The organism is Mesorhizobium sp. CA5 (assembly GCF_020165105.1).
Taxonomy (GTDB): domain Bacteria; phylum Pseudomonadota; class Alphaproteobacteria; order Rhizobiales; family Rhizobiaceae; genus Mesorhizobium.
On the sequence record NZ_JAIUHJ010000030.1, the window covers coordinates 1 to 24425 of the forward strand.

Annotated in this window: 26 protein-coding genes; 6 read left to right on the top strand and 20 right to left on the bottom strand. The window is 64.4% G+C overall.

Translation table 11 applies throughout. From position 1 onward, the window contains the following. Positions 1-73: 73 nt before the first annotated feature. Positions 74-670: a L,D-transpeptidase gene (locus tag LB529_RS26970; RefSeq protein WP_224601926.1), complete on the bottom strand. Its 597-nt coding sequence runs from the start codon at positions 668-670 to the stop codon at positions 74-76. A gap of 84 nt (positions 671-754) precedes the next feature. On the opposite strand from LB529_RS26970, the gene LB529_RS26975 reads away from it, so the two are divergent. Together LB529_RS26975 and LB529_RS26980 are read left to right on the top strand one after the other, a co-directional pair. Beyond that, positions 755-1438, top strand: coding sequence for a response regulator transcription factor (locus LB529_RS26975; protein WP_095769573.1), 684 nt, complete (start codon positions 755-757; stop codon positions 1436-1438). A gap of 266 nt (positions 1439-1704) precedes the next feature. Further along, positions 1705-2160, top strand: a complete 456-nt coding sequence (locus LB529_RS26980) for a Crp/Fnr family transcriptional regulator (RefSeq protein ID WP_224601924.1) — start codon at positions 1705-1707, stop codon at positions 2158-2160. 275 nt (positions 2161-2435) lie between these two features. Here the strand turns inward: LB529_RS26980 and xth are convergent, their stop codons facing one another. The 7 genes from xth to tesB all read right to left on the bottom strand — a co-directional run bounded on the left by xth (position 2436) and on the right by tesB (position 10696). Next, positions 2436-3242, bottom strand: coding sequence for an exodeoxyribonuclease III (gene xth / locus LB529_RS26985; RefSeq protein WP_224601922.1), 807 nt, complete (start codon positions 3240-3242; stop codon positions 2436-2438). 225 nt (positions 3243-3467) lie between these two features. Beyond that, positions 3468-4136: an outer-membrane lipoprotein carrier protein LolA gene (locus LB529_RS26990; protein ID WP_140846382.1), complete on the bottom strand. Its 669-nt coding sequence runs from the start codon at positions 4134-4136 to the stop codon at positions 3468-3470. 285 nt (positions 4137-4421) lie between these two features. After that, on the bottom strand, positions 4422-7100 hold the full coding sequence (locus LB529_RS26995; protein WP_224601920.1) for a DNA translocase FtsK: 2679 nt from the start codon (positions 7098-7100) through the stop codon (positions 4422-4424). A gap of 224 nt (positions 7101-7324) precedes the next feature. Continuing rightward, entirely contained in the window at positions 7325-7603 is a 279-nt protein-coding gene (locus tag LB529_RS27000) for a hypothetical protein (RefSeq protein WP_140698272.1), read from the bottom strand. Positions 7604-7868: 265 nt separating this feature from the next. Further along, the gene (locus LB529_RS27005; RefSeq protein WP_318011953.1) at positions 7869-9152 is read right to left on the bottom strand and encodes an ammonium transporter; all 1284 of its coding nucleotides are present in this window, start codon (positions 9150-9152) and stop codon (positions 7869-7871) included. 94 nt (positions 9153-9246) lie between these two features. Then, positions 9247-9585 (bottom strand): P-II family nitrogen regulator, encoded by a 339-nt coding sequence (locus tag LB529_RS27010; protein ID WP_006327120.1) that lies wholly within the window; start codon positions 9583-9585, stop codon positions 9247-9249. Positions 9586-9832: 247 nt separating this feature from the next. After that, complete coding sequence (gene tesB, locus LB529_RS27015) at positions 9833-10696, bottom strand: acyl-CoA thioesterase II (protein WP_095769566.1); 864 nt, start codon at positions 10694-10696, stop codon at positions 9833-9835. Positions 10697-10799: 103 nt separating this feature from the next. Here tesB and LB529_RS27020 point away from each other — a divergent pair, with 103 nt between their 5' ends. Next, complete coding sequence (locus LB529_RS27020; protein WP_224602389.1) at positions 10800-12077, top strand: ubiquinone biosynthesis hydroxylase; 1278 nt, start codon at positions 10800-10802, stop codon at positions 12075-12077. Positions 12078-12472: 395 nt separating this feature from the next. Here LB529_RS27020 and LB529_RS27025 read toward each other — a convergent pair whose 3' ends face one another. The 3 genes from LB529_RS27025 to LB529_RS27035 form a co-directional block, all read right to left on the bottom strand. After that, entirely contained in the window at positions 12473-13003 is a 531-nt protein-coding gene (locus tag LB529_RS27025) for a hypothetical protein (RefSeq protein WP_224547093.1), read from the bottom strand. A 141-nt stretch (positions 13004-13144) separates the two neighbouring features. After that, the gene (locus LB529_RS27030) at positions 13145-13501 is read right to left on the bottom strand and encodes a YciI family protein (RefSeq protein WP_095769565.1); all 357 of its coding nucleotides are present in this window, start codon (positions 13499-13501) and stop codon (positions 13145-13147) included. Further along, complete coding sequence (locus LB529_RS27035; protein ID WP_224712791.1) at positions 13498-13824, bottom strand: hypothetical protein; 327 nt, start codon at positions 13822-13824, stop codon at positions 13498-13500. Before LB529_RS27035 ends, LB529_RS27030 begins: the two co-directional genes overlap by 4 nt. Positions 13825-13929: 105 nt before the next feature. On the opposite strand from LB529_RS27035, the gene LB529_RS27040 reads away from it, so the two are divergent. Then, on the top strand, positions 13930-14355 hold the full coding sequence (locus LB529_RS27040; RefSeq protein WP_224532148.1) for an OsmC family protein: 426 nt from the start codon (positions 13930-13932) through the stop codon (positions 14353-14355). 216 nt (positions 14356-14571) lie between these two features. Here the strand turns inward: LB529_RS27040 and LB529_RS27045 are convergent, their stop codons facing one another. The 7 genes from LB529_RS27045 to LB529_RS27075 all read right to left on the bottom strand — a co-directional run bounded on the left by LB529_RS27045 (position 14572) and on the right by LB529_RS27075 (position 20126). Further along, entirely contained in the window at positions 14572-15204 is a 633-nt protein-coding gene (locus LB529_RS27045; RefSeq protein ID WP_224532147.1) for a YceH family protein, read from the bottom strand. A 228-nt stretch (positions 15205-15432) separates the two neighbouring features. Further along, on the bottom strand, positions 15433-16212 hold the full coding sequence (locus LB529_RS27050) for a succinate dehydrogenase iron-sulfur subunit (protein ID WP_224532146.1): 780 nt from the start codon (positions 16210-16212) through the stop codon (positions 15433-15435). Beyond that, a complete protein-coding gene (locus LB529_RS27055) occupies positions 16212-16646 on the bottom strand; it encodes a DUF3052 family protein (RefSeq protein ID WP_095769560.1) in 435 nt (144 codons plus the stop codon). The genes LB529_RS27050 and LB529_RS27055 overlap by 1 nt, the downstream gene beginning before the upstream one ends. Positions 16647-16648: 2 nt before the next feature. Next, on the bottom strand, positions 16649-18484 hold the full coding sequence (sdhA, locus tag LB529_RS27060) for a succinate dehydrogenase flavoprotein subunit (protein WP_224601905.1): 1836 nt from the start codon (positions 18482-18484) through the stop codon (positions 16649-16651). Positions 18485-18488: 4 nt separating this feature from the next. Further along, positions 18489-18884, bottom strand: a complete 396-nt coding sequence (gene sdhD / locus LB529_RS27065) for a succinate dehydrogenase, hydrophobic membrane anchor protein (protein WP_224712792.1) — start codon at positions 18882-18884, stop codon at positions 18489-18491. Further along, a complete protein-coding gene (sdhC, locus tag LB529_RS27070) occupies positions 18884-19306 on the bottom strand; it encodes a succinate dehydrogenase, cytochrome b556 subunit (protein WP_140545485.1) in 423 nt (140 codons plus the stop codon). Before sdhC ends, sdhD begins: the two co-directional genes overlap by 1 nt. A gap of 292 nt (positions 19307-19598) precedes the next feature. Beyond that, positions 19599-20126, bottom strand: coding sequence for a hypothetical protein (locus tag LB529_RS27075; RefSeq protein WP_224712793.1), 528 nt, complete (start codon positions 20124-20126; stop codon positions 19599-19601). 360 nt (positions 20127-20486) lie between these two features. Between LB529_RS27075 and LB529_RS27080 the strand changes: the two genes are divergently transcribed. Further along, the gene (locus LB529_RS27080) at positions 20487-20840 is read left to right on the top strand and encodes a hypothetical protein (protein ID WP_224712794.1); all 354 of its coding nucleotides are present in this window, start codon (positions 20487-20489) and stop codon (positions 20838-20840) included. A 306-nt stretch (positions 20841-21146) separates the two neighbouring features. Here LB529_RS27080 and LB529_RS27085 read toward each other — a convergent pair whose 3' ends face one another. After that, positions 21147-22343 (bottom strand): sensor domain-containing diguanylate cyclase, encoded by a 1197-nt coding sequence (locus LB529_RS27085; RefSeq protein WP_224712795.1) that lies wholly within the window; start codon positions 22341-22343, stop codon positions 21147-21149. 160 nt (positions 22344-22503) lie between these two features. Here LB529_RS27085 and LB529_RS27090 point away from each other — a divergent pair, with 160 nt between their 5' ends. Further along, on the top strand, positions 22504-22809 hold the full coding sequence (locus LB529_RS27090; protein WP_095769553.1) for a hypothetical protein: 306 nt from the start codon (positions 22504-22506) through the stop codon (positions 22807-22809). 63 nt (positions 22810-22872) lie between these two features. On the opposite strand, the gene leuC is transcribed toward LB529_RS27090, so the two are convergent. Continuing rightward, positions 22873-24282 (bottom strand): 3-isopropylmalate dehydratase large subunit, encoded by a 1410-nt coding sequence (gene leuC / locus LB529_RS27095; RefSeq protein ID WP_224601896.1) that lies wholly within the window; start codon positions 24280-24282, stop codon positions 22873-22875. Positions 24283-24425: the final 143 nt, after the last annotated feature.

Below are 24425 nucleotides of genomic sequence, written 5' to 3' on the forward strand. Positions count from 1 at the left end.
TGCCTACTGCCTACTGCCTACTGCCTACTGCCTACTGCCTACTGCCTACTGCCTACTGCCTACTGCCTACTGCCTACCTCACCACCTTCACCATCGTCCTGTCCGACAGCAACGGAAGCAGCCTCGCCATGGTCCGCGCCGTCACCGCCACGCAGCCTTGCGTCGGCGTGAAGCCCGGCCGGGCCAGATGGAAGAAGATCGCGCTGCCGCGCCCGCGCCGGCGCGGTGCGATGTTCCAGTCGAGCACCAGGCAGACATCGTAAAGCCGATCGTCGCGCTTCATCCGCTCATGGCTGGCGCCATAGGGGATCTTGACCGGGCGATTGTAGTTGCGGTCGTCCGGCACCTCGCACCAGCCGAGATCCGGACCAATCGGCGTCATCGGCAGCCTCGTCCTGCGCCCGCCCGCGAAATGATCGCCCCGGAAATAGCCTGACAGGATGCGCATCGACGCCAACGGCGTCGCGCCGTCCCCTTCATGCTTGTTGGCGGAGATGCCGCCGCGCCCCAAAGCGCAGGGAAACACCGTTTTGCCGGCTTGCAGGAAGCCTTGCGCGGGGTTGCCGGGGCGCGCGCGCACCACCAAAACGCTCAAGCCCTTCGGCAAAAATGCGCCCGACGCATTGCGCGCACGTTTTTTCTTGTATGATTGGGTCACGGAACAAATCACTGTGATCGGCTGTTGCGCCGGTGAGCTTCCGCATAAATGGGGGGAGGTCAACTGAATATTCTTTTTAAAACAACGGATTGATCCATGACATCACGTACCATTCTGATCGTTGATGACGACGACGACTTGCGAGCCACCCTGGTTGAGCAGCTGGCGCTCTACGAAGAATTCGACGTCCAGCAAGAAGCGACCGCCGCAAAAGGCGTTGCCGCGGCGCGCAGCGGCGTCGTCGACCTGCTCATCATGGATGTCGGCCTGCCCGACATGGATGGCCGCGAGGCGGTGAAGATCCTGCGCAAGGGCGGCTACAAGGCGCCGATCATCATGCTGACCGGCCACGACACCGATTCCGACACGATCCTGGGTCTCGAGGCCGGCGCCAACGACTATGTGACCAAACCTTTCCGCTTTGCCGTGCTGCTCGCGCGCATCCGCGCCCAGCTTCGCCAGCATGAGCAGAGCGAGGATGCCACCTTCTCCGTCGGCCCTTATACGTTCAAGCCCAGCCAGAAGCTGCTGATCGATCCGCGCGGCGCCAAGGTGCGGCTGACCGAGAAGGAAGCCTCGATCATCAAATACCTCTACCGCGCCGACCAGAAGGTGGTGACGCGCGACGTTCTTTTGGAAGAGGTCTGGGGCTACAATTCCGGCGTCACCACGCACACGCTGGAGACCCATGTCTACCGGTTGCGCCAGAAGATCGAGCGCGATCCTTCCAATGCCGAAATTCTTGTGACAGAAAGCGGCGGCTACAAGCTGGTTCCTTAAACATTTCATGATCAAGAGCAATTCCAGGAAAAGTGTGAAACGGTTGGGCTCGGCGGCTTCGCCGAGGACGACCGTCCGGAATTGCGTCGAAACAAACATTTAGGGCGGTCGGGCGGGACCGCTTCGGGTACGATCCTGGTGCTGGAGGGTGATGGGGTCGGCTCGTTGCACGCATCGCATGATGCACGGTGGAGCGTTTCGCGAGCCCAGGAGGGCGCGCCGCTCCAAAGGAGGGACTGGACTGACCGCTCGGGGACACAGCTAGGATGGCGCTGGATGACGACATCCGCATTCTGTCAAGCGTGAAGCTTTTCCAGGGCTTCACGCAGGAACAGCTGCGCCTGCTCGCCTTCGGCGCCGAGACCACCGTGCTGCAGGCCGACCATAAGCTGTACCGCGAGGACGATGTCGCCGATTCTGCTTATATCGTGGTCAGCGGTTTGATCGCGCTCTATCGGGAGCTGGGCGGCGAACGCGTCCCGATCGGTACGGCAGGCCCAGGCACCATGCTGAGCGAACTGGCGCTGATCGCCGATACCAACCGGCTGACCAGCGCCTCGGCCGCGGTCGACTCGGAAGTGATCCGATTGAGCCGCAAGATGTTCCACCGAATCCTGGAAGAATATCCGGAGATCGCGGTGCTGTTGCATGACCGCATCCTGGAGGAATTCCAGCAGATGATCGCCCGTATCGAGGAGCTGGCGCCCAGGTTTACGGAATAGAAGCGCCGGCCAGAAAGCGCCTTCGTCATTCTAGGGCGGAGCAAGAAGCGAAGCGACGCGCGCAGACCCTGGAATCCATTCCGTGACGTTGACGCTTCGCCGCGTTGCAGAATGAGGTTTCTGGGCGAAGCGGCCTGCCCAAGGCTTCTTTGCATCGTTGCATCCTTCGGCACCGGTAACGGAATGGATCCTAGGGTCTGCGCGCCGCTACGCGGCGCTCCGCCCTAGGATGACGAACGCGAAGGTTTGCGTCTCTTAGCCGCCGACGTCGAACCTCAATCCAATTCAAACTTCGCAATCACCGGCACATGGTCGGACGGCTTCTCCCAGCCGCGCGCCGCCTGCAGGATCTCGTAGCCGGCGAAAGCCGGCACCAGGTTGGCGGATGACCAGACATGATCGAGGCGGCGGCCGCGGTTCGAGGCCTGCCAGTCTTTCGCGCGGTAGCTCCACCAGGTGTAGAGTTTCTGCTCGGCCGGCACATTGAGCCGCATCAGGTCGATCCAGCCGCCGGTCTTGCGCATCGCCTCGAAATTTGTCGTCTCGACCGGCGTGTGGCTGACGACGTTGAGCAATTGCTTGTGCGACCAGACGTCGTGCTCCTGCGGTGCGATGTTCAGGTCTCCGACCAGGATCGAGGCGGACGTTTCGTCCCCGCTCGCCGGTACGGAGTTCATCTCGTAGACGAAATCGAGCTTGTGCCTGAATTTGCGGTTGATCTCCGGATCCGGCTCGTCGCCGCCGGCCGGCACGTAGAAATTATGCACCAGCACCGACTTGCCGCCCGCCTGCACCCTGACCGAAAGATGCCGGCTGTCGTCGATCTCGCAGAACCGTCGCTTCTCGACCAGCTCGATCGGGCGGCGAGCGACCGTGGCGACGCCATGATAGCCCTTCTGGCCGTGGAACAGGATGTGCTCGTAGCCCGCCTTGCGGAAGGCTTTTTCCGGGAACAGCTCGTCGGGAACCTTGGTTTCCTGCAGGCAGAGCACATCGGGCGCGTGCTCCTTCAGGAGCCGCTCGACGATCGGCATGCGCAAGCGCACGGAGTTGATGTTCCAGGTGGCGATGGTGAAGGGCATTCAGGCGGGTCCGGCAAGAGATCGCCGATCTAGTGCCAGCCGCGCGCGGTAAAGACAAGCCGGACTATGCCCTTCGCCAGGTTGTAGGTTCGCTGAGATTCAGGTCAGGACGAGCCGAGAATGGTGGCTTCCGAGAACCGGAGCGGAGCGTACTTGAAGTACGTGAGCACCGGAAGCGCAGGAAGCCGCCATTCGCAGGCCGGCCTCACCTGAATATCTGCGGACCTACCTGGTCTTGGTATTGAGCTCTCTGTTCGCCGTATAGTCGATCGCGAAAGTGTCGGCCGGGAAGTTGCCGCCTTCCTTGACGTTGAAGATCATCACCGTCGTGTCTTTCCCTTGAGCGTCGGTGATCGTCCACTGGCGCAGCTCGTAGGTCTTCGGATCGAACATCATGGTGATCGTCGCATTGCCGAACACCGACTTGTCGGAAAGCTTGATGGTGGTGAGGTCGTCTTCTTCCTTGACGGCCTTGACGCGCCCGCCGGAGAGGTCGATCCGGTCGTCGAGCAGCAATTTCAGCGGCGTCTTCGACAGTGGGTAGAGGTCGGAGGTGTTGAGCTTCTTATTGAGGATCACCACCGACTTGCCGTCAGAGATGACGCGGAAGTTCGAGGAGCCGTCATAGTTGAAGCGGATCTTGCCCGGACGCTCGAGGAAGAACTTGCCGCCAGTCTGCTCGCCTTTCGGCCCGAACTGGACGAACTCGCCGCTCATCGACTTCACCGAGGAGAAATGGTCGGCGATCTTCTGCGCCGCCGGCGGCACGGCGGCCTGCGCGGCGGCCATGAGCTGATAGCCCGGCACGAGATTGAGAGCGGCGGCACCGCCAAGCATCAGGCCGAGGCCAAGGACCTGGCGGCGGGTGAGGGCGAATTCGGTCTGGGTCTTCATGCCGGTCACTTTCTGTGATTCGTGTCGCCGCAGTTTCTGGACTCCCACTGGGGCCTAAGTTTGGCGGGTAGGCGAGAGCCCGCATTGAACGCGCCAGACGATTTCCGGTTGCCTGCTGACCCGGATCGGTGTCTCGCCGCGCCAGGGTTTGTCGAGATTCAGGTCAGGCCGAGTCGAAAATGGTGGTTTCCGACAACCGGAGCGGAGCGTACTTTTCGTACGTGAGCACCGGAAGCGCAGGAAGCCGCCATTTGCAGGCCGGCCTCACCTGAATATCGATAAGCCCTAGAATTTGTCCTCTTCTGTCGGCACCAGGATCTCACGTTTGCCGGCGTGATTGGCCGGGCCGACAATGCCTTCCTTCTCCATCTTCTCGATGATCGAGGCGGCGCGGTTATAGCCGATGCCGAGCCGGCGCTGGATGTAGCTGGTCGAGGCCTTGCCGTCGCGCAGCACCACCGCCACCGCCTGGTCGTACGGGTCGTCGGAATCCTCGAAATTGCCGCCGCCGCCGCCGCCGGAGCCGCCCTTGCCCGACGGACCGTCCTCGTCGTCCTCCTCGTCGTCCTCGGTGATGGCGTCGAGATATTCCGGCACGCCCTGCAGCTTCAGATGCCCGACGACCTTCTCGACCTCGTCGTCCGAGACGAACGGGCCGTGGACGCGCTGGATGCGCCCGCCGCCTGCCATGTAGAGCATGTCGCCCATGCCGAGCAGCTGCTCGGCGCCCTGCTCGCCAAGAATGGTGCGGCTGTCGATCTTCGACGTCACCTGGAAGGAGATGCGGGTCGGGAAATTGGCCTTGATGGTGCCGGTGATGACGTCGACCGACGGGCGCTGCGTCGCCATGATGACATGGATGCCGGCGGCGCGCGCCATCTGCGCCAGGCGCTGCACCGCGCCTTCGATGTCCTTGCCGGCCACCATCATCAGGTCGGCCATCTCGTCGATGATGACCACGATATAGGGCATCGGCTCGAGATCGAGGTCCTCGGTCTCGTAGATCGCCTCGCCGGTCTGGCGGTCGAAGCCGGTCTGTACGGTGCGAGAGATCTTTTCGCCCTTCTTCTCCGCCTGCTGGACGCGCGCGTTGAACCCGTCGATGTTGCGCACGCCGACCTTGGACATCTTGCGATAGCGGTCCTCCATCTCGCGCACTGTCCATTTCAGCGCGACGACCGCCTTCTTCGGATCGGTGACGACCGGCGTCAGAAGATGCGGGATGCCGTCATAGACCGAGAGTTCCAGCATCTTCGGATCGATCATGATCAGCCGGCATTCCTGCGGCGTCAGCCGGTACAGCAGCGACAGGATCATGGTGTTGATGGCGACCGATTTGCCCGAGCCGGTGGTGCCGGCGACCAGCACGTGCGGCATCTTGGCGATGTCGACGATGACGGCCTCGCCGTTGATCGTCTTGCCGAGCGCCAGCGCCAGCTTGGCCTTGGTCGTCTCGAAATCGCGGCTGGCCATGATCTCTCTGAGATAGACCGTCTCGCGCTTGGCATTGGGCAGCTCGATACCGATGGCGTTGCGTCCCGGAACGACGGCGACGCGGCAGGCGATCGCGCTCATCGAGCGGGCGATGTCGTCGGAAAGGCCGATGACGCGCGAGGACTTGATGCCGGGCGCCGGCTCGAGCTCGTAAAGCGTGACGACCGGGCCGGGTCGCACATGGATGATCTCGCCCTTGACGCCGAAATCTTCCAGCACGCCTTCGAGCAGGCGCGCGTTCTGCTCCAGCGCGTCCTTCGACAGGCTTGGATCCTTGGCGATGTTCTTCGGCTCGGACAGGAAATGCAGCGACGGCATCTCGAACGTGTCGGAACCAATCAGCGAGGTCTGCGCCTCGCGCTGGACGCGGGCGCCCGGCACGGGTCGCGCCGCCGGCGCCGCGACGCGGGTCGCGGCATCGGAGCGGAAATTTTGTACTCTGGCGCCCGGCGCGGCGCGGCGCGGGGTGGGCGCCTCGTCGTCGAAATCGTCGAGGTCGGCGTCTTCGTCCTCCTCGTCGCCGAAAATGTCTTCATCGACCGGATCGACCGAAACGCTGCGGTCATTGACCATGGCGGCGAAGAATTCCGGCTCGACGCGGGCGCGGCCGCCGGGGCTCATGCGGGCCTCGGCGAACTCGGCCGATTCGACCCGCTCGGCCGCGCGCCGCCAGGCGCTTGCCTTGGGTTCCATCGGCGGTTCGAACTCGTCGCGCTCGCGCCTGCGCCGCTCGGCGCGGCGGTGCAGGAAGGCGCGGAACGACAGCCACCAATGGGTGATGGCGCCGAGCGCAAGTATCCCCTCGTCGCCCTCGTCCTCATCCTCGTCGAACAGCATCTCGTCCTGCTCGCGCGGATCGGGCCGGGCAGCGCGCTCCGTGACGGCAAAGCCGTTCTTGCGCGCGATCAGCGCCGAGCCATAGGCGAACAGCCACAACATCGGCGCGGCGAGGATGACCGCTATGATGCTGGCGAACAGGCCTTTCGGATAACCGCCGACCGCGATGCCCGGGATTTTCAGAACCATGTCGCCGAACACGCCGCCGAGGCCGGTGGGCAGCGGCCAGGTGTTTGGCGGCGTCACGCAGCCGGCGATGGCTGCGGCGGTGAGCGCAAAGCCGAACCATGCGAAGCCGCGCTTCGGCAATTTGTCGACGCCGCGCGCGGAAAACAGAAGGAAGCCCCAGATCACCGCCGGCACCAGCCCCGCGACGGCGGCAAGGCCGAAGAACTGCATGGCGAGGTCGGAGAACACCGCGCCTGCATAGCCCATGGCGTTGGTGACGACGTTGCTGGTGGCGTGCGAGAAGCTCGGATCGGCGACATTCCATGTGGCTAGAGCGGCAATGCCGAAGGCGGTGAACAAGAACAGCCCCGCGCCGACCAGCCGCCCGACCTGACGCCGCGCGAATGCCTGGATGCCGTGCCCCGTATCGGTCAGCGCGAGCGGTGCTGAAGCGCCTGAACGCATGCTCTTCCCCGTGATCGTTGCCTGGCCGGGCGCATGGCGCATTCCGGCAGATTCGAACGCCAGACTATCGGGGGGAAGGTTAAGGCCGCATTAACCATGGGCCTTTACCCGCATGGCGCGGAGACCATGGCGCGGAAACAAAGATGGCAGGCCTCGCGGCCCGCCACCTCCCTGTCTTCAAACGCCGATAGGATCAGGCCCTTCCGGGACCTGACCTTCCACGATCACTTGTTGGCGCCGCCATAGGCCATGAGATTGGCGCAGAATTCGGCGTGAGGCTTGCTCATCGCCGCGTCCTGGCATTCCTTCATCATCATGTCCTGCTTGTCCTTCGGCATCGAAGCCCAGGCCGCCTTGAAGTCGGCTTCCGGCTTCATGGTCTTCATGCTGGAGTCGGTGAAGAACGGGGCCATGTTGGACGGCTCATCGAGAGCACCGGCGAGTGCAACGCCGCTGATCATCGAAAGAGCCATTGCTCCCAGGACGATGTTCTTGATGTTCATCAGGTGGTTTCCTTCCCTCTTGTTCTGGGGGACGCCTTGATGACGCCCGCTATCCCAGTACGGAATCTGACGGGCTGATGTTTCATGCCGGCGGATCAAGTGAATGTGATCGAAACGGCTTGGATCATCGCCCGACAAAAAGGAGGCCCGGAAGGGTGTTCCGGGCCTCAAGGCGTGAGCCCCTTTCGAGAGCGTCACGACGGGATCTTGGGAGGAATTCCGGGCCGGCGGGAGGAGGATCCGCCGGCCCTTGGCGAAGTCTGCCTTACGGCACAACTTCGCCGTGCTGGGTGACGTCGAGGCCTTCGACCTCTTCCTGGGTCGACGGACGCAGGCCGACCAGAGCCTTGACGATGTAGAGGATCACGAAGGTGGCGATCGCCGTCCACAGGATGGTGAAGGCGATGCCGTAGAGCTGCTTGCCGACCGAGGCGTCCTTGCCGAGGGCATTGATCGCCGGATCTGCCAGCGCGCCGGTGAGCAGCGCGCCGACGATGCCGCCGACGCCGTGGACGCCGAAGGCATCGAGCGAGTCGTCATAGCCGAACGCATGCTTGAGCTTGACCGCCGAGAGGTAGCAAACCACGCCGGCGATGATGCCGATGATGAAGGCGCCGGTCGGGTTGACGAAGCCGGAAGCCGGCGTCACCGCGACGAGGCCGGCGACGGCGCCCGAGATGATGCCGAGCACCGAAGGCTTCTTGGCGACGACCCATTCGGCAAACATCCAGGCCAGCGCCGCGGCGGCGGTGGCGACCTGCGTGTTCATCATCGCCGCGCCCGCAAGGCCGTCGGCAGCCAGTTCCGAACCGGCGTTGAAGCCGAACCAACCGACCCACAGCAGCGACGCGCCGATCACCGAATAAACGAGGTTGTGGGGCGCCATGTTGGTGGTGCCGTAGCCCTCGCGCTTGCCGAGCACCAGCGCGCAGACCAGGCCCGCGACACCAGCGTTGATATGGACGACCGTGCCGCCGGCGAAGTCGAGCACGCCGGCCGAACCGAGGAAGCCGCCGCCCCACACCCAATGCGCGATCGGCGCGTAGACGAAGACCAGCCACAGGCCCATGAAGATCAACAGCGCCGAGAACTTCATGCGCTCGGCAAAGGCGCCGGCGATCAGAGCCGGCGTGATGATGGCGAAGGTCATCTGGAACATCGAGAAGACGAATTCAGGAATGTTCGCCACGCCCGGCGCCCAAAGCGTCGAGACGGTGATGCCGTGATGGAAGAATTTCGAGAAGCCGCCGAGATAGGCGTTCGTGGCGCCGCCGTCGGAGAAGGCGAGCGAATAGCCGAACATGAACCACAGCACCGTCACCAGGCAGGTGATGGCGAAGCTCTGCATAATGGTGGCGAGCACGTTCTTCTTGCGCACCATGCCGCCGTAGAACAGCGCCAGGCCGGGAATCGTCATCATCAGCACCAGCGCCGTCGAAGTCAGCATCCAGGCGGTGTTGCCGGTGTCGAGCGCCGGCGCCGGCGCGGCGGGCGCCGCGGCAGTAGCTGCCGGGGCGGCCTCCTGCGCGATGGCGGCGACGGTGCTCATGGCCACGAGCGCGAGCGAAGCGGCCGCGCGTCCCGTCGTCTTCAAGGTGGAAGGAATATTCATTGAACTCTCCGTTGGAATGGATGGTCGCCGCTTAGAGCGCGTCGGTGTCTGTTTCGCCGGTGCGGATGCGTACCGCCTGATCGATGCCGAAGACGAAGATCTTGCCGTCGCCGATCTGACCGGTCTTGGCGGCCGCAGTGATGGCTTCGACGGCCTTGTCGACCATGTCGGCGCCGACCGCGACCTCGATCTTGATCTTGGGCAGGAAGCTGACCGCGTATTCCGCGCCGCGATAGATTTCGGTATGGCCCTTCTGACGCCCGTAGCCTTTGACCTCGGTGACGGTCAGGCCCTGGATGCCGACGGCGGTTAGCGCTTCGCGCACCTCGTCGAGCTTGAACGGCTTGATGATTGCCATCACGATTTTCATAAGGTTTCACCCTTTGCTGTTGCGGTCCCCCGCGTTTGCACACCTTCACCGATCCCGAGGAGCCGGAGAGTGCCCGACAGGATTCAAGCTCCGTGCCAATTGCCGAAGCAGGGTGTTAACCTGTTGTAAACAAAGAGAATGGGCGATCGGTGCACATCATTCGCGCACGGGCATGGCAGCATGCCTGCTTATAAAATAGGCAAAAAATCGAAAATGCACGTATTCCAGGCAGTAGCCTGAAGCCGGCTCAGCGTTTCAGCCGGATCAGGCCTTCCTGGGCGACCGAGGCGATTAGCGTCCCATCCCGCGCGAACAGCGAGCCGCGAGTGAAGCCGCGCGACCCTTGCGTCGACGGGCTGTCCTGATTGTAGAGGATCCAGTCGTCCAGCGAATGGCTGCGGTGGAACCACATTGCGTGGTCGAGGCTGGCGGCCTGGATGTCGCGGTCGAAGATGGCGCGGCCATGCGCGAAGGTCGAGGTGTCGAGCAGCGTCATGTCCGAAAGATAGGCAAGCACGGCCGCCTGAATGGCGCGGTCTTCCGGCACCGGGCCGGTGGTGCGGATCCAGATGTTCTGCTGCGGCTCCAGTTTCTCGCGGCTCGTGTAGTGCTTCAGCATCACCGGCTTCATCTCGATCGGCCGGTCGCGCTCCCAGTAGCGCCTGATGCCTTCCGGCACCGCCTCGCCGAACTTGCCGAGCAGCTCGCGTTGTGTGAGCAGCGTGTCGGGCGCCGGCACGTCGCGCGGCATCGGCAGCTGATGCTCGAGCCCGACCTCGTCCTGCTGGAAGGACGCCTCCAGCGAGAAGATCGCCTGGCCATGCTGGATCGCCACCACCCGGCGCGTGGTGAAGGAGCCGCCGTCGCGGATGCGGTCGACCTCGTAGACGATCGGCAGCTTGGTATCGCCCGGCCGCATGAAATAGCCGTGCAGCGAATGCACGTGGCGTTCGGGCTCCACCGTGCGCTGGGCGGCCACCAGCGCCTGGGCGATGGTCTGGCCGCCGAAGACGCGCTGCCAGTCGACCTTGGGGCTGCGACCACGATACAGATTGTGTTCGAGCTGCTCGAGGTCGAGAATGTCGAGAAGCTCGTCCATGGCCGCGGTCATGTTTGAAATCCTTCAAGGATGTGCCATGGCCGGTTTCGGACAGGACGTGCAGGCAGTCAAGGCCGCAAACGGCAGCCGGCTGGAGCCGCGAAAGGATGATGCCATGGTCGACCGCAAGCCGAATGGAGCAGAGGCGAACGGGAGCCGCGAGGCGCCGCTCGACGTGCTCATCGCCGGCGCCGGCTATGTCGGCCTCACCGCCGCCGTGTCGCTGAAGCAGGCGCGCCCTAGCCTCGCCATTGCCATCGTCGATGCCGCCCCCGCCGGCGTCTGGCAGAAAGATGGCCGCGCCTCGGCCATTGCCGCGGCCGCCAGCCGCATGCTGGAACAGCTCGGCGTCTGGGAAGAGATCGCGCCGGAAACGCAAGCGATCACCGAGATGATCATCACCGATTCGCGCGCCGCCGACCCGGTGCGTCCGGTGTTTTTGACCTTCGACGGCGAGGTGGCGCCTGGCGAGCCATTCGCCCACATGGTGGCCAACCGCGACCTGAACGGCGCGCTGCGCCGCCGCGCCGAAAAGCTCGGCATCGACATCATCGAAGGCATGGCGGTCAGCGCCTTCGACACCAATGGCGCCGGCATCACCGTGCATCTGGCCGACGGCGCGACGCTCAAGGCGCGGCTGCTGGTCGCCGCCGACGGCGTCAATTCGAAGCTGCGCGACATGGCCGGCATCAAGACGGTCAAATGGGAATACGGCCAGTCCGGCATCGTCTGCACGGTTGCGCATGAGCGCCCGCACAACGGCCGCGCCGAGGAGCATTTCCTCCCCGCCGGCCCCTTCGCAACGCTGCCGCTGAAGCCGGACAAGGACGGCACCAACCGCTCGTCGATCGTCTGGGTGGAGCGCACGCAAGATGCCAAGGCGCTGGTCGAGGGCGACGAGTTCGTCTTCGAGCACGATCTGGAGCAGCGCTTCGGCCTGAAGCTCGGCGAAATAAGAGTTGCCGACAAGCCGCGCGCCTGGCCGCTCGGCCTGACCCTCGCCCGCGCCTTCGTCGCACCGCGCTTCGCGCTCGCCGGCGATGCCGCGCACGGCATCCACCCGATCGCCGGCCAAGGCCTCAATCTCGGCTTCAAGGACGTGGCGGCGCTCGCCGAAGTGGTGGTCGAGGCCGACCGGCTCGGCCAGGACATCGGCGCCCTCGACGTGCTCGAGCGCTACCAGCAATGGCGCCGCTTCGACACGCTGCAGATGGGCATCACCACCGACGTCTTGAACCGTCTCTTCTCCAACGACATCGGCCCGCTGCGCCAGGTCCGCGACATCGGGCTGGGGCTGGTGGAACGCATGCCGAGGCTGAAGGAGTTCTTCATCCGTCAGGCCTCGGGCCTCTCCGGCGACACGCCGAGGCTGCTGAAGGGCGAGGCGATCTGAACGCCTTACTGGCCGAAGCCTAGACGACGGTCGTCATCCACGGGCGGAGCGGGAGCGAAGCGGACGCGAAGACCCGAGGATCCATTCCGTGACTTTAATCGCAGGTGCTGCGGAGCAGAATTCTGCACCGCTGCAACGCTTACAGCTCACGGAATGGATTTCTATGGTCTGCGCCGCGTCGCTTCGCTCCTTGCTCCGCCATAGAATGACGAGACGAGAGGCGTTTCGGCCAATCACGAAGTCAGGCGATCTGATCGCCTTGCGGCGCCGTGGCAAGTTCAGGTCAGGCCGAGTCGAAAATGATGGCTTCCGAGAACCGGAGCGGAGCGTACTTGAAGGACGTGAGTACCGGAAGCGCAGGAAGCCACCATTTGCAGGCCGGCTTCACCTGAATTCTAGTTCACCTCGAAGCCCAGCTTCTGCCGCAATCTCAGCATCCGCTGGTCGGCGATCCTGAGGCTCTGCCCGCCGCCTTGCGCGACGCGGTTCAGCATCCTGAGCAGGTCGTCCCGCTCATGCGGATCGAGGCGCTCGCGCAGGAACGGCGCCAGCTTGTCGATGACGATCGTCGTGTCGTCGATCTGCGCGGCGGCCCATTTGCCGTAGACGACCGCCTCGTCGGTCTTCTTCTGGCTGTCCGCGATCTGCGCGATCACCTCGCGAATGACCGCCTCGCGCTGCGGCAGGACCGGACCGTGCTCCGCGACGATCGCGGTGATCAGCGTCGCCGCCGCCACCACCGGATCGTCGATCGCCGTCAGCGGTGAGAGCGCGGCCTGATTGCGCAATTTCTTGCGACGAATGTTGCCCTGGACACGGCCGACGACATCGGCGACCTCGCGCGCGGCGTCGCTCATATATTTCAGCCGGTACCACCAGATGGCGGCCGCTCCGAGCAGGCCGAGGATGGCGATCAGGAAAGGCATGCCGAATTCCCCCGAAATCGCGGCGACGATAAAAGAAGCGCGGCATCGCTTCAACACGCAACGGTTGCGTCCGTGAAGAAACCCTGAAGATGTATCCTAAGAGACAACTTCAACCGGCGCCGCGCCCATGCTGACCGGCGGCTATGAGCCCGGCACGTTGTAGATCGCCCTGATTTCGACCGTACCGAGCTCCGCCAACGGGATCTTGGCCGCGATGTCGAGCGCCTCGGCAAGGTCCGCCGCCTCGACCATGACGAAGCCCAGCAATTGCTCCTTGGTCTCGGCGAAGGGGCCGTCGGTCACCAGCACCTTGCCCTTGCGCCGCCGGAGCGATTTCGACGTCTTCACCGACTGGAGCGCCTGCGCAATGACCAGCTTGCCTTGCCGGTCGAGCTCCCGATCATAGCCGAGCGAGTCGGCATCGAGCTTGGCCATGCGCTCGGGGGTCAGCGCGTAGAGGTCCTTTTCCTCGCCATAGACCAGCAGCACATATTTCATTTCGAGCTTCCTTTCGTCGATAAATTATAGAAGGCAACGGCGTCGGTTTTGCCTGCCGTCGCCGCATGGTCGAGCAGGCATATCGCGACGCCGATGATGGCGATGGCCGCCGCCAGCCGGCCGAAGCCAAGCGCCGGCGGATCGAGCCAGAACTCTTCAAGTAGCCTCCCTTTTCGCTCGGGCTTTCCCCAGACCGCAAGAAACAGATTGTCCATCTTAACCTCCATCGGCCGGGAGTGGCCGCCCGCAGGACGGTCGGGCAGACGGGAAGTCGACATTTTTGCATGCTCTTTTTTTGAGAATTTTCGAAGCGCCTCGCGCAAGCACAATCATGCCGGGTCCTGGATGGTCTTCCGCCGCGCCCGCGCTATAGTTCCTGGGAACGTCGGCGCCCGCCGGCGCAAACCCCGACAAGGCAGGAGGATTCCATGGACCGCACCGCAAACGCCGTCTGGAAAGGCAATCTGAAGGAAGGCAACGGCACGCTGGACACCCAGAGCGGCACCTTGAAGGGCACGCCCTATTCGTTCAAGGCGCGTTTCGAGGACGAGAGCGGCAAATCCGGCACCAATCCGGAAGAGCTGATCGCCGCCGCGCATGCCGGCTGCTACGCCATGCAGCTGTCGCACTTCCTGGCCGAAAACGGCACGCCGGCCGCCGAGCTCGACGCCAAGGCGGTGGTGACGCTGGTGCCCGGCACCGGCATCACCGGCAGCGCCATCACCCTGGTCGGCAAGGTGCCGGGCATCGACGCGGCGAAGTTCAAGGAACTGGCCGAGAAGGCCAAGGCCGAATGCCCGGTGTCGAAGGCGCTGGGAGCGATCAATGTGTCGTTGGATGCCAGGCTGGCGTAACGGCGCCTTCTAGCCGCCGGCAGGCATTCCTTCGCCCCCCTCTCTCCCCTGCCGGGCATCTCCCCCTCAAGGTGGGAGATCAGATGTCGCGTCGGCTTTCGCCAATCGCCGACGGTGAAAGAAGGGCGCCGGCGCCGGAACTGCTAATCTCCCCCCTTGAGGGGGAGATGTCCGGCAGGACAGAGGGGGGCGGCTCGCGCCAGCCTTTCCAGTGAGCTAACCGCCCAGTGCCTCGATCTTGGCGCGCAACCCAGCGATCTCTTCCTCCAGCGCCTTGACCCGCGCCTCGAGGTCGGTGTCCGAAGATGTCGCCGCCGGCTGCCAGGGCGCCGCCGCCACCGCTGCCGCTTCCACCGGACCACTCAGCAGATGCACATAGCGCTCCTCGCGCTGGCCGGGCGCGCGTTCGAGCAGCTGGATCAGCGGCGGCCGGCGGCCGATCATCAGGTCGAGATTGCCGCGCAGCTCCTCAATCGAAGCAAAGCGCGCCATGCGCTCCGAACGCGCGAGCAATTCATGCGCCGTCTGCGCGCCGCGCAACAGCAGCAGCCCGATTACCGCGATCTGCGGCGTGGTCAGCGAAAAGCGCTGCGCCATCAGATGCTCGTAGCGCTCGACGCGCGAAGCGAAGGCCTGGCGCACGAGGCCTTTCTGTTCGAGCGTGCTCAAGGCCCGCCGGACCTCCGTCAGCTCCAGCGCCATCACCGGCTCGCGCGCCGTCTTCTGGTTGGCGGCGGCGTGCGCGCCGTTGAGCGTCAGTGGATAGACGTCCGGCGTCAGCTCCTTCTTCTCAATCAGGGAACCGAGGACTCGGGCTTCGGTGGGAGAGAGGACGGGGAGATCGGTCATGGGTTGCCTATCCTTTCTGACGCTGGCTGGACAGCGCCCCCCTCTGTCCTGCCGGACATCTCCCCCACATGGGGGGAGATTAGCAGCTTCGCCGGCGGCGCCTCATCCTTCAACCTTGGAGATTGGCGAAAGCCGCGGTGACAGCCAATCTCCCCACCTGTGGGGGAGATGTCCGGCAGGACAGAGGGGGGCGCGAAGGATCGCCACCTGCGAGTAAGGCCGCGAGAACTATACCCTTCTCTCCACCATCATCTTCTTGATCTCGGCGATCGCCTTGGCGGGATTGAGCCCCTTCGGGCAGGCCTGCGCGCAGTTCATGATGGTGTGGCAGCGATAGAGCCGGAACGGGTCTTCGAGATTGTCGAGCCGCTCGCCCGTCGCCTCGTCGCGGCTGTCGATCAGCCAGCGGTACGCTTGCAGCAGCGTGGCCGGGCCGAGATAACGGTCGCCGTTCCACCAGTAGCTCGGGCAGGAGGTCGAGCAGCAGGCGCACAGGATGCATTCGTAAAGCCCGTCGAGTTTCTCGCGGTCCTCATGGCTCTGCAGCCATTCCTTGGCGGGCGTCGGCGAGACCGTCTTCAGCCACGGCTCGATCGAGGCGTGCTGGGCGTAGAAATTGGTGAGGTCCGGCACCAGGTCCTTGATCACCGGCATGTGCGGCAGCGGATAGATCTTCACCGCGCCGGAAATGTCCTCGACGCCCTTGGTGCAGGCCAGCGTGTTAGAGCCGTCGATGTTCATGGCGCAGGAGCCGCAAATGCCTTCGCGGCAGGAACGGCGCAGCGTCAGCGTCGGATCGATCTTGTTCTTGATCCACAACAGCGCGTCGAGAACCATCGGCCCGCAATCGTCCATGTCGACGAAATAGGTGTCCATGCGCGGATTCGCGTCATCGTCCGGCGACCAGCGGTAGATGCGGTATTCGCGCAGTTTGGTCGCGCCTTCCGGCTTCGGCCAGGTCTTGCCTTGCTGGACCTTCGAGTTCCTGGGAAGCGTGAGTTCGACCATTACCTGCGGTCCTTTCGGATGACGAGCTTCAGCCCGGACCAGATTTCGTTCACAGCGGCGACCTTGACGTCGACTAGGTCGCGCTTCAGCGCCTCCGACCGGATGACGTCCTCGGTGACGTCGGTCGGCACTTTCGATGCCTTCTTCGGCCAGGAGACCCAGACCATGCCGTCGCGCTTGATCGCCGTCTCGATGCCGGCCAGGCCGTCCTCGACCTCGGCGCGCTGCCGGGTGAAGGCGTGCACGGCATCGTATTTCCGGCTGCCCGAGATCGCCGACCACTCGGCGAGCCTGTCGACGCCGGCAAAGGACACCGCCTCGGTCAGCGCATCGAGCTCCGGCGGCAGCGCGATGAAAGCGGCGACCATGCCGTCCCTGAGGCCAAGCTTGGCCGGGAGCGGCGTGCCGGAATATCCCGTGGTCGCTTGCGCCATGGTCAATACACCCGCGCCTTCGGCGCGATCTTGGCCAGGCTGATGCCGCCGTCCTTTTCAGCCAGCAGCGGCTCGGTATGCACCGGCCTGTAGGTCAGCGTCACCTTGCCGTCCTCGCTCAGATGGGCCAGCGTATGCTTGCGCCAGTTGGCGTCGTCGCGCGCCGAGAAATCCTCGCGCGCATGCGCGCCGCGGCTCTCCTTGCGCGCCTCGGCGCCGTAGACCGTGGTGATGGCGTTGGCCATCAGGTTTTCCAGCTCCAGCGTCTCGACGAGGTCGGAATTCCAGATCATCGAGCGGTCGGTGACCTTGATGTCCTTGAGCTCGCCCCAGAGTTCCGAAATGCGCCTGCAGCCGTTCTCCAGCGATTCCTGCGTGCGGAATACGGCGGCGTCTTCCTGCATGGCGCGCTGCATCTTCTCGCGCAGCACGGCCGTCGGCGTCGAGCCGTTGGCATGGCGCAGCCTGTCGAAGCGCTCCATGATCTTCTCGACCGAGGCCGCGTTGGGCGACGGGATCGCCGACTTGCGGTCGATCACATGGCCGGCGCGGATCGCCGCCGCGCGGCCGAACACGACGAGGTCGATCAGCGAGTTGGAGCCGAGCCGGTTGGCGCCGTGCACCGAGGCGCAGCCGGCCTCGCCGACCGCCATCAGGCCGGGCGACACGCGGTCCGGATTGTCGAAGGTCGGATTGAGCGCCTCGCCCCAGTAATTGGTCGGCACGCCGCCCATATTATAGTGCACCGTCGGCAGCACCGGGATCGGCTCCTTGGTGAGGTCGACGCCGGCGAAGATCTTGGCCGACTCGGAAATACCCGGCAGCCGCTCGTGCAGCACCGCCGGGTCAAGATGGTCGAGATGCAGGAAGATGTGGTCCTTGTTCTTGCCGACGCCGCGGCCCTCGCGGATCTCCAGCGTCATGCAGCGCGAGACGACGTCGCGCGAGGCGAGGTCCTTGGCCGACGGCGCGTAGCGCTCCATGAAGCGCTCGCCCTCGGAATTGACGAGATAGCCGCCTTCGCCGCGCGCGCCCTCGGTGATTAGGCAGCCGGCGCCGTAGATGCCGGTCGGATGGAACTGCACGAACTCCATATCCTGCAACGGCAGCCCGGCTCTGGCCGCCATGCCGCCGCCGTCGCCGGTGCAGGTATGCGCCGAGGTGGCGGAGAAATAGGTCCGCCCATAGCCGCCGGTCGCCAGCACCACCATCTTGGCCGAGAAGCGATGGATTGTGCCGTCGTCGAGGTTCCAGGCCACGACGCCGGTGCAGGTGCCGTCCGGTTCCATGATCAGGTCGAGCGCGAAATATTCGATGAAGAACTGCGCGTTGTTCTTCAGCGATTGGCCGTAGAGCGTGTGCAGGATGGCGTGGCCGGTGCGGTCGGCGGCCGCACAGGTGCGCTGCACCGGCGGACCGTCGCCATAGTTCATCATATGGCCGCCGAACGGCCGCTGGTAGATCTTGCCCTCTTCGGTGCGTGAGAACGGCACGCCATAATGCTCGAGCTCGTAGACGGCGGCCGGCGCCTCGCGCACCATGTATTCCATGGCGTCGACATCGCCCAGCCAGTCCGAGCCCTTGACGGTGTCATACATGTGCCACTGCCAGGAGTCCGGCCCCATGTTTGACAGCGAGGCGGCGATGCCGCCCTGCGCGGCGACGGTGTGCGAGCGCGTCGGGAACACTTTGGTGATGCAGGCGGTGCGCAGCCCCTGCTCGGCCATGCCGAGCGTGGCGCGCAGGCCGGCGCCGCCGGCGCCAACGATGACGACGTCGAATTTGTGGTCGACAAAGGTATAGGCGGAAGCCGTGCTGGCTGTATTTGCGTTGGCCAAGACGTCAGCCTCCGAATGCGAGTTTGAGCAGGGCAAACAGCGAAGCGACGCCGACTGCCACGCAGAAGAAGGTGTTGAGAGCGAGCAGCGCCAGCCTCATGCCCTCGCCATGCACGTAATCCTCGATGATCACCTGCATGCCGATGCGCATGTGGTAAAGCGGCGAGATCAGCACCAGCCCGAGCATGACCACCACGAACGGGTTCGCAAGCGCCGCCCGCACATCCGCGTAGTCATGGCCGTTGACCGCGATCAGGAAGCCGACGAAGAACAGGATGAGCGGTATGTTTGCGATCGCCGTCAGCCGCTGGCGCCAGAAATGCTGCGTGCCCTCGCGCGCCGAGCCCAGGCCCCGCACTCTCGCCAACGGCGTGCGCATGTCCGAATTGTCCGCGCTCATCACAAAGCCCCCCGCGCCATGTAGCCGGCGATCCAGATCAGCAGCGTCAGCACGATCGAGCCGGCGAGCGTCGCCCAGGCGATCCTGGACGCGGTGTGTTTTTCCAGTCCCGCGCCGGTGTCCCAGACGAGGTGGCGCAGCCCGCCCAGCATGTGGTGCATCAGCGCCCAGGTGTAGCCGAAGAGAACCAGCCGGCCGAGCCAGGAGCCGAAGGCCCAGTTGACCCAGTCGAATGCGGCCTGCGAGCTCGAAGCGGCAATCAGCCAGGCCGCCACCAGCAGCGTCCCGAAATAGAGCGCGCCGCCGGTGATGCGATGGATGATCGACATCGTCATCGTGATCGGCGGCCGGTAGATCGTCAGATGCGGCGAGAGCGGCCGTTCACGTCTGGCAACTGCGCGGGTGGCTGGTGATTTGCTCATGGCTCCCCCAGTTCGGCATCCTGAATGCCGCGATGGGAATGCGGCGTTTGCCGCCCCATTTATGGCATCGGACAGCCGGTTTCTAATGCTCTTTTTGCACCGCGTCAAAGCCGGAAAATCGTTTTGGAAACATCATTTAGTCTGACAAATTGAGGGCCGCGCGCTTCAATCGATTAGCGGCTGTTTCGAAGCCGGCGCAGCGTTCGCTGCAGCGCAGCAATCAGATGACCGATGCGGCGGCCGGGCGCGTCGGGATCCGGGCGGGCCGGCCTCTCCCGAATATGGTCGCACCTCAGCGCCTGCAAGTCTGCGGGGTGGATCCCCTCTTCATCACCAGCGCCTCGCGTCCGTCGATCACGATTGCGTCATGGGTCGCTGCTTCCTGGTAGCGGCTGCTCTGGTTGGCGGGCGAGGCCGCGAACTCTTCGGCCGTGCCATCGGGCCGCATGACGCGCAATGCGTTGCCCAGATTCTGGATGGTGATCATGCCGCCATTGCCGCATCTGTAGGTGGCCGTGCCGACGCCGGAACGCGGCACGGTAAGGTCGGTGACGATCCTGGTTGCGGGCGCAGGCGTTGCAGGCGCCTTCGCCCTCGCAGGTACTGGCGCCGTTGTGGCTGCCGGGGCCGTTGCAGGTATGGCGGGCGTTGCAGCTGCCGGCGTCGTCGCGGGTGCGACGGATTGCGGGGGAGGAGCAGGCGAGGCGGCGGGCGCCGCGGCATTCGCCGCCTTCGGCGCGCCGTCCTGCGGCACGCAGGCCGCAGCCGCAAGAAGCAGCGGGATGGTGATCGACACCCGAACCATGTGCCCAAAGCTCATGCGCTGCCCTTTCGTGTGCGGCACGCTACAGCAATTCCAGGAAAAGTGTGAACGGTTGGGTTGGGCGCTTTCGCCCTAGCCTTCCGTCAGGAATTGCGTCGAAACAAAGAGAGAGGCGGTTGCCTTTCCGTGAAACGGTGGACCGCTGTAGCCACGCGGCGCCGCAAGATCAAGTTGACCCGGAGTCAGCCCTGCGCCAGGCCGCCCCGCCGCCGGGAAAGCCCGCCCTCGAAATTAACCATGTTCCTTAAGAAGCGACGCCGAAAACCTCCCGCCTCTTAACAAAGGTTAAGAAAGGGTTAATTTCCGATTCGAACCGGAATCAGGCGCGATCCGTCGCGCCGGTCAAGGGAGAGCGACATGCGTTCGAATTCAGTGCGGGCAGGCGTTACCGCCGCGGCGTTCGCGGGGCTGGTGACGGCAATCGCCGCGCCGGCGGAAGCCGGCTTGCGCCACCATGACCGTGTCTATGCCGATTCCTTCGGCAATCTCGTCATCGACAGCGCCGCCGGCTACAAGCGGATCATCGTCGGCGAGGGCAAGCTCGCGAAAGAACTTTCCCAATACACCGGCGGCCAGCCGGATGTGATCTATGACGATGCGGACGAGGCTGGCGCGCCCGGCTGCTACCAGCCGCCGGTGCTGGTCAAGGGCCGCTCCTATATGTACGGGCTTTCCGACGGCGAGATGCCCAATCTCAATCCTTGCCGCTGAAGATCGTCGCGTTTGGCGCCGCCACAGCCTGACACGCGTAGGCAATCGCGGCCGGCAAGGCCCGGCCTGTCGTCATTCTAGGGCGAAGCAAGGAGCGGAGCGACGCGCGCAGACCCTAGAATCCATGCCGTTCCATTAAGGCGTTGGGGCGGTTACGGAATTTGCGCCGCAGCATTCTACGACGGAGGTAACGGCATGGATCCTCGGGTCAAGCCCGAGGATGACGAAATTGCAGGAGCTTCGGGCAATCGCGAACGTTGCGATCGCCTTCTGGACTAGCAGGGGGTTGCGCCGGGCCTGGATGTATCAGCCGACGGCGAGCGGCTCGGCAGCGAAGGCGGTTTCAGGTCTCTCATAGGAAAGCCGCACGCTGTCGCGGCCGTTCTTCTTGGCTTTGTAGAGCGCCTCGTCGGCGCGCCGCATTAACGGCATCAGCCCTTCCCTGCCGGTGCGGGCGGCAACGCCGAAGCTTGCGGTGACCCTCGTGTCGGGCGGCAGGCCCTCGATCGCGCCGGCCGAATAGAAGGAACGGATCGCTTCGGCGAAGAGCCTTGCCGACGCCAGGTCGCTCAGCGGCAAAAGCACGGCGAACTCTTCGCCGCCGATGCGGCCGGCGGCCCCGCGCGCGCCGGTGGCGGAACGCAGCTTGGCGGCGAAGTCGGCGATCACCCGGTCGCCGGCCTCATGCCCATGCTGGTCGTTCAGCGCCTTGAAGTGATCGAGATCGGCAAGCACCAGCGCGACGGGAAAGCCGGCCTTGCCGCATTGATCAAGCAAGAGGGTCGCCCTCTCCTCGAAGCCGCGGCGGTTGAGGATGCCGGAGAGCGGGTCGGTATGGGTCTCGGCCTTCAATGTCTTCATCACGTCGAGCGCCGCAGCCGTAAACAGGCTAAGCGCGATCAACAGCGACAACAGCGCGTGCGAAAGCAGCGCTGTCGTCCAGTAGGACGAGCCGTAGAAGCCGTCATAGCTGGGGAACGGCCCGTGCGCGATGACGACGACCAGCGTGCGGGCGATGAAGTTCAGCCCCGAAAACAGCGACAGCACGAGCAGGATTTTCTCGGTCGGACCGTTGTGGCGCACCGTTCTCAGCTCGGCGCCGACCAGCAGGCTGAGCGCGCCGAAGCCGAAATTCATGACAAGCACGCGCCAAGTGAGGTCCGGCTGGACGAACATGAACCAGATGAAGGCGGCGAGCCCGCCGCCGGTCACGATGCCGATCCCGACATAGGGCACGCGCCGCCCGTAGCGCGCTATGATCGCGCTGGAGAGGCAGCAGGCCGCGATCGTGAAGCAGATGTTGGAAAAGAGCTTGGTCAGCGCCACGCCGATCGGAAGCGTGAAATATTGCAGCAGGAAACCCGGCGCCGACAGGCAGTAGCTCGCGCCGAGCACAGCCAGATACGGTCGATGGCGCTGATAGGACCACAGCACGAGGAACGCAGCGCCGAGCGCCAGCGCTATCGTCGGATTGAGCAGCGCTATGAGCAGACCGGTGTCCAAAAGACTGCGACTTTTCCCAACTTACCCAACGGGAGATACTAGGACGCAAGCCCAAACAAGCGGTTAAGTCTCGATAGATACATCGCATGCCACGCGGAACCGGCCTGCCGGAGCGGCGTTGTCCGGCCAGACAGGAGACGCCAGACGGGAGACGATCGAGATGGCGGGCACGATCACTTTGACGAACCACGATGAAATCCGCTCCTGGGCGGCGGCGCGCGCCGGCTTCCCGGCCATCGTCGACGTCTCGCCCGAGGCGGGAACGCAGCCCATGCTGCGGCTGGTTTTCGGGCAGCAGGCCTATGAAGACACCGACCGCCCGGAGCGTCCGATCAACAGCGGCGGCTACGAACTCGTGGAGTGGGACGAGTGGTTCAGGATTTTCGACGAGCGGCAGCTGGCCTTGGTCGTCGCCGCCGACGAGCCCGGCCGGCGCGAGGAGTTTCACGAGATCATTCGCAGATAGATCGCTGAACGCAAAAGGCCCGGACGTCCTGTCCGGGCCTTTGTTGAGAGACGCGGCCGGCTGTTACTTCCAGTCGCGGATGTCGACGAAGTGGCCGGCGATCGCCGCCGCCGCCGCCATTGCCGGCGATACCAGGTGGGTACGGCCCTTGAAGCCCTGCCGGCCCTCGAAATTGCGATTCGAGGTCGAGGCGCAGCGTTCATGCGGCTTCAGCCGGTCGTCGTTCATGGCCAGGCACATCGAGCAGCCCGGTTCGCGCCAGTCGAAGCCGGCGGCGACGAAGATCTTGTCGAGGCCCTCGGCCTCCGCCTGTTCCTTGACCAGGCCCGAACCCGGCACGATCATGGCATTGACGCGCGGGTTGACCTTCTTGCCCTCGACCACTTTGGCTGCGGCGCGCAAGTCCTCGATGCGGCCGTTGGTGCAGGAGCCGATGAAGACGCGGTCGAGCTCGATGTCGGTGATCTTGGTTCCGGGCGTCAGCCCCATATAGTCGAGCGCGCGGATCTTCGACGTGCGCTTGTTCTCGTCCGCAATCTCTTGCGGATCGGGCACAGTGCCCTGCACCGAGACGACGTCCTCGGGCGAAGAACCCCAGGAGACGATCGGCGGCAGCTTCTGCGCGTCGAGCACCACGACCTTGTCGAAATGCGCGCCTTCGTCGGACTGCAGGGTCTTCCAATAGGCGAGCGCCGCATCCCAGGCGGCGCCCTTCGGGGCGCGCGGCTTGTCCTTGACATAGGCGAAGGTCGTCTCGTCCGGCGCGATCAGGCCGGCGCGGGCGCCGCCTTCGATCGACATGTTGCAGATCGTCATGCGGCCTTCCATCGACAGCGAGCGGATCGCTTCGCCGGCATATTCAATGACGTAGCCGGTGCCGCCGGCGGTGCCGATCTCGCCGATGATGGCGAGGATGATGTCCTTGGCGGTGACGCCTTCCGGCAGCTGGCCGTCGACGCGCACCAGCATGTTCTTGGCCTTGCGCTGGATCAGCGTTTGCGTCGCCAGCACATGCTCGACCTCGGACGTGCCGATGCCATGCGCAAGCGCGCCGAACGCGCCATGCGTGGAGGTATGGCTGTCGCCGCAGACGATGGTCATGCCGGGCAGCGTGAAGCCTTGCTCGGGCCCGATGATGTGGACGATGCCCTGGCGGATATCGTTCTCGGAATAATAATCGATGCCGAAATCCTTGGCATTCCTGGCGAGCGCCTCGACCTGGATGCGGCTTTCCTCGTTCTTGATGCCGAACTTGCGCTCGGGCGAGGTCGGCACGTTGTGGTCGACCACGGCCAGCGTCTTTTCCGGATGCCGGACTTTTCTGCCGCTCATGCGCAGGCCTTCGAAGGCCTGCGGGCTGGTGACCTCGTGCACGAGGTGGCGGTCGATATAGAGCAGGCAGGTGCCGTCGTCCTGGCGGTCGACCGTGTGGTCGTCGAAGATCTTGTCGTAGAGGGTGCGCGGTGCGCTCATGTGCGTAAATCCGTCGATATGAGAATGGGAAAAGGACGCCGGCAATCCGGCGCGACGACTGCGATCGGTCGGTTCAGCGAAGTCGGCTGGTGAGCGCGCCACAGACCCGCGCGGAAAATCGCGACGGCAGGCGCTTTCTGTCC

Bases quoted from the DNA above. Each gene is read 5' to 3' on its own strand.
- sdhD (WP_224712792.1), bottom strand. From the start codon at position 18,884: ATGAGCGCGGACAATTCGGACATGCGCACGCCGTTGGCGAGAGTGCGG.
- LB529_RS27040 (WP_224532148.1), top strand. From the start codon at position 13,930: ATGGACCGCACCGCAAACGCCGTCTGGAAAGGCAATCTGAAGGAAGGC.
- tesB (WP_095769566.1), bottom strand. From the start codon at position 10,696: ATGACCGCGGCCATGGACGAGCTTCTCGACATTCTCGACCTCGAGCAG.
- LB529_RS27005 (WP_318011953.1), bottom strand. From the start codon at position 9,152: ATGAGCACCGTCGCCGCCATCGCGCAGGAGGCCGCCCCGGCAGCTACT.
- LB529_RS27055 (WP_095769560.1), bottom strand. From the start codon at position 16,646: ATGGCGCAAGCGACCACGGGATATTCCGGCACGCCGCTCCCGGCCAAG.
- LB529_RS27025 (WP_224547093.1), bottom strand. From the start codon at position 13,003: ATGCCTTTCCTGATCGCCATCCTCGGCCTGCTCGGAGCGGCCGCCATC.
- LB529_RS27050 (WP_224532146.1), bottom strand. From the start codon at position 16,212: ATGGTCGAACTCACGCTTCCCAGGAACTCGAAGGTCCAGCAAGGCAAG.
- LB529_RS27010 (WP_006327120.1), bottom strand. From the start codon at position 9,585: ATGAAAATCGTGATGGCAATCATCAAGCCGTTCAAGCTCGACGAGGTG.
- LB529_RS27090 (WP_095769553.1), top strand. From the start codon at position 22,504: ATGGCGGGCACGATCACTTTGACGAACCACGATGAAATCCGCTCCTGG.
- LB529_RS26980 (WP_224601924.1), top strand. From the start codon at position 1,705: ATGGCGCTGGATGACGACATCCGCATTCTGTCAAGCGTGAAGCTTTTC.
- sdhC (WP_140545485.1), bottom strand. From the start codon at position 19,306: ATGAGCAAATCACCAGCCACCCGCGCAGTTGCCAGACGTGAACGGCCG.
- LB529_RS27045 (WP_224532147.1), bottom strand. From the start codon at position 15,204: ATGACCGATCTCCCCGTCCTCTCTCCCACCGAAGCCCGAGTCCTCGGT.
- LB529_RS27075 (WP_224712793.1), bottom strand. From the start codon at position 20,126: ATGAGCTTTGGGCACATGGTTCGGGTGTCGATCACCATCCCGCTGCTT.
- LB529_RS26990 (WP_140846382.1), bottom strand. From the start codon at position 4,136: ATGAAGACCCAGACCGAATTCGCCCTCACCCGCCGCCAGGTCCTTGGC.
- LB529_RS26995 (WP_224601920.1), bottom strand. From the start codon at position 7,100: ATGCGTTCAGGCGCTTCAGCACCGCTCGCGCTGACCGATACGGGGCAC.
- LB529_RS27080 (WP_224712794.1), top strand. From the start codon at position 20,487: ATGCGTTCGAATTCAGTGCGGGCAGGCGTTACCGCCGCGGCGTTCGCG.
- LB529_RS26975 (WP_095769573.1), top strand. From the start codon at position 755: ATGACATCACGTACCATTCTGATCGTTGATGACGACGACGACTTGCGA.
- xth (WP_224601922.1), bottom strand. From the start codon at position 3,242: ATGCCCTTCACCATCGCCACCTGGAACATCAACTCCGTGCGCTTGCGC.
- LB529_RS27030 (WP_095769565.1), bottom strand. From the start codon at position 13,501: ATGAAATATGTGCTGCTGGTCTATGGCGAGGAAAAGGACCTCTACGCG.
- LB529_RS27000 (WP_140698272.1), bottom strand. From the start codon at position 7,603: ATGAACATCAAGAACATCGTCCTGGGAGCAATGGCTCTTTCGATGATC.
- leuC (WP_224601896.1), bottom strand. From the start codon at position 24,282: ATGAGCGCACCGCGCACCCTCTACGACAAGATCTTCGACGACCACACG.
- LB529_RS27020 (WP_224602389.1), top strand. From the start codon at position 10,800: ATGGTCGACCGCAAGCCGAATGGAGCAGAGGCGAACGGGAGCCGCGAG.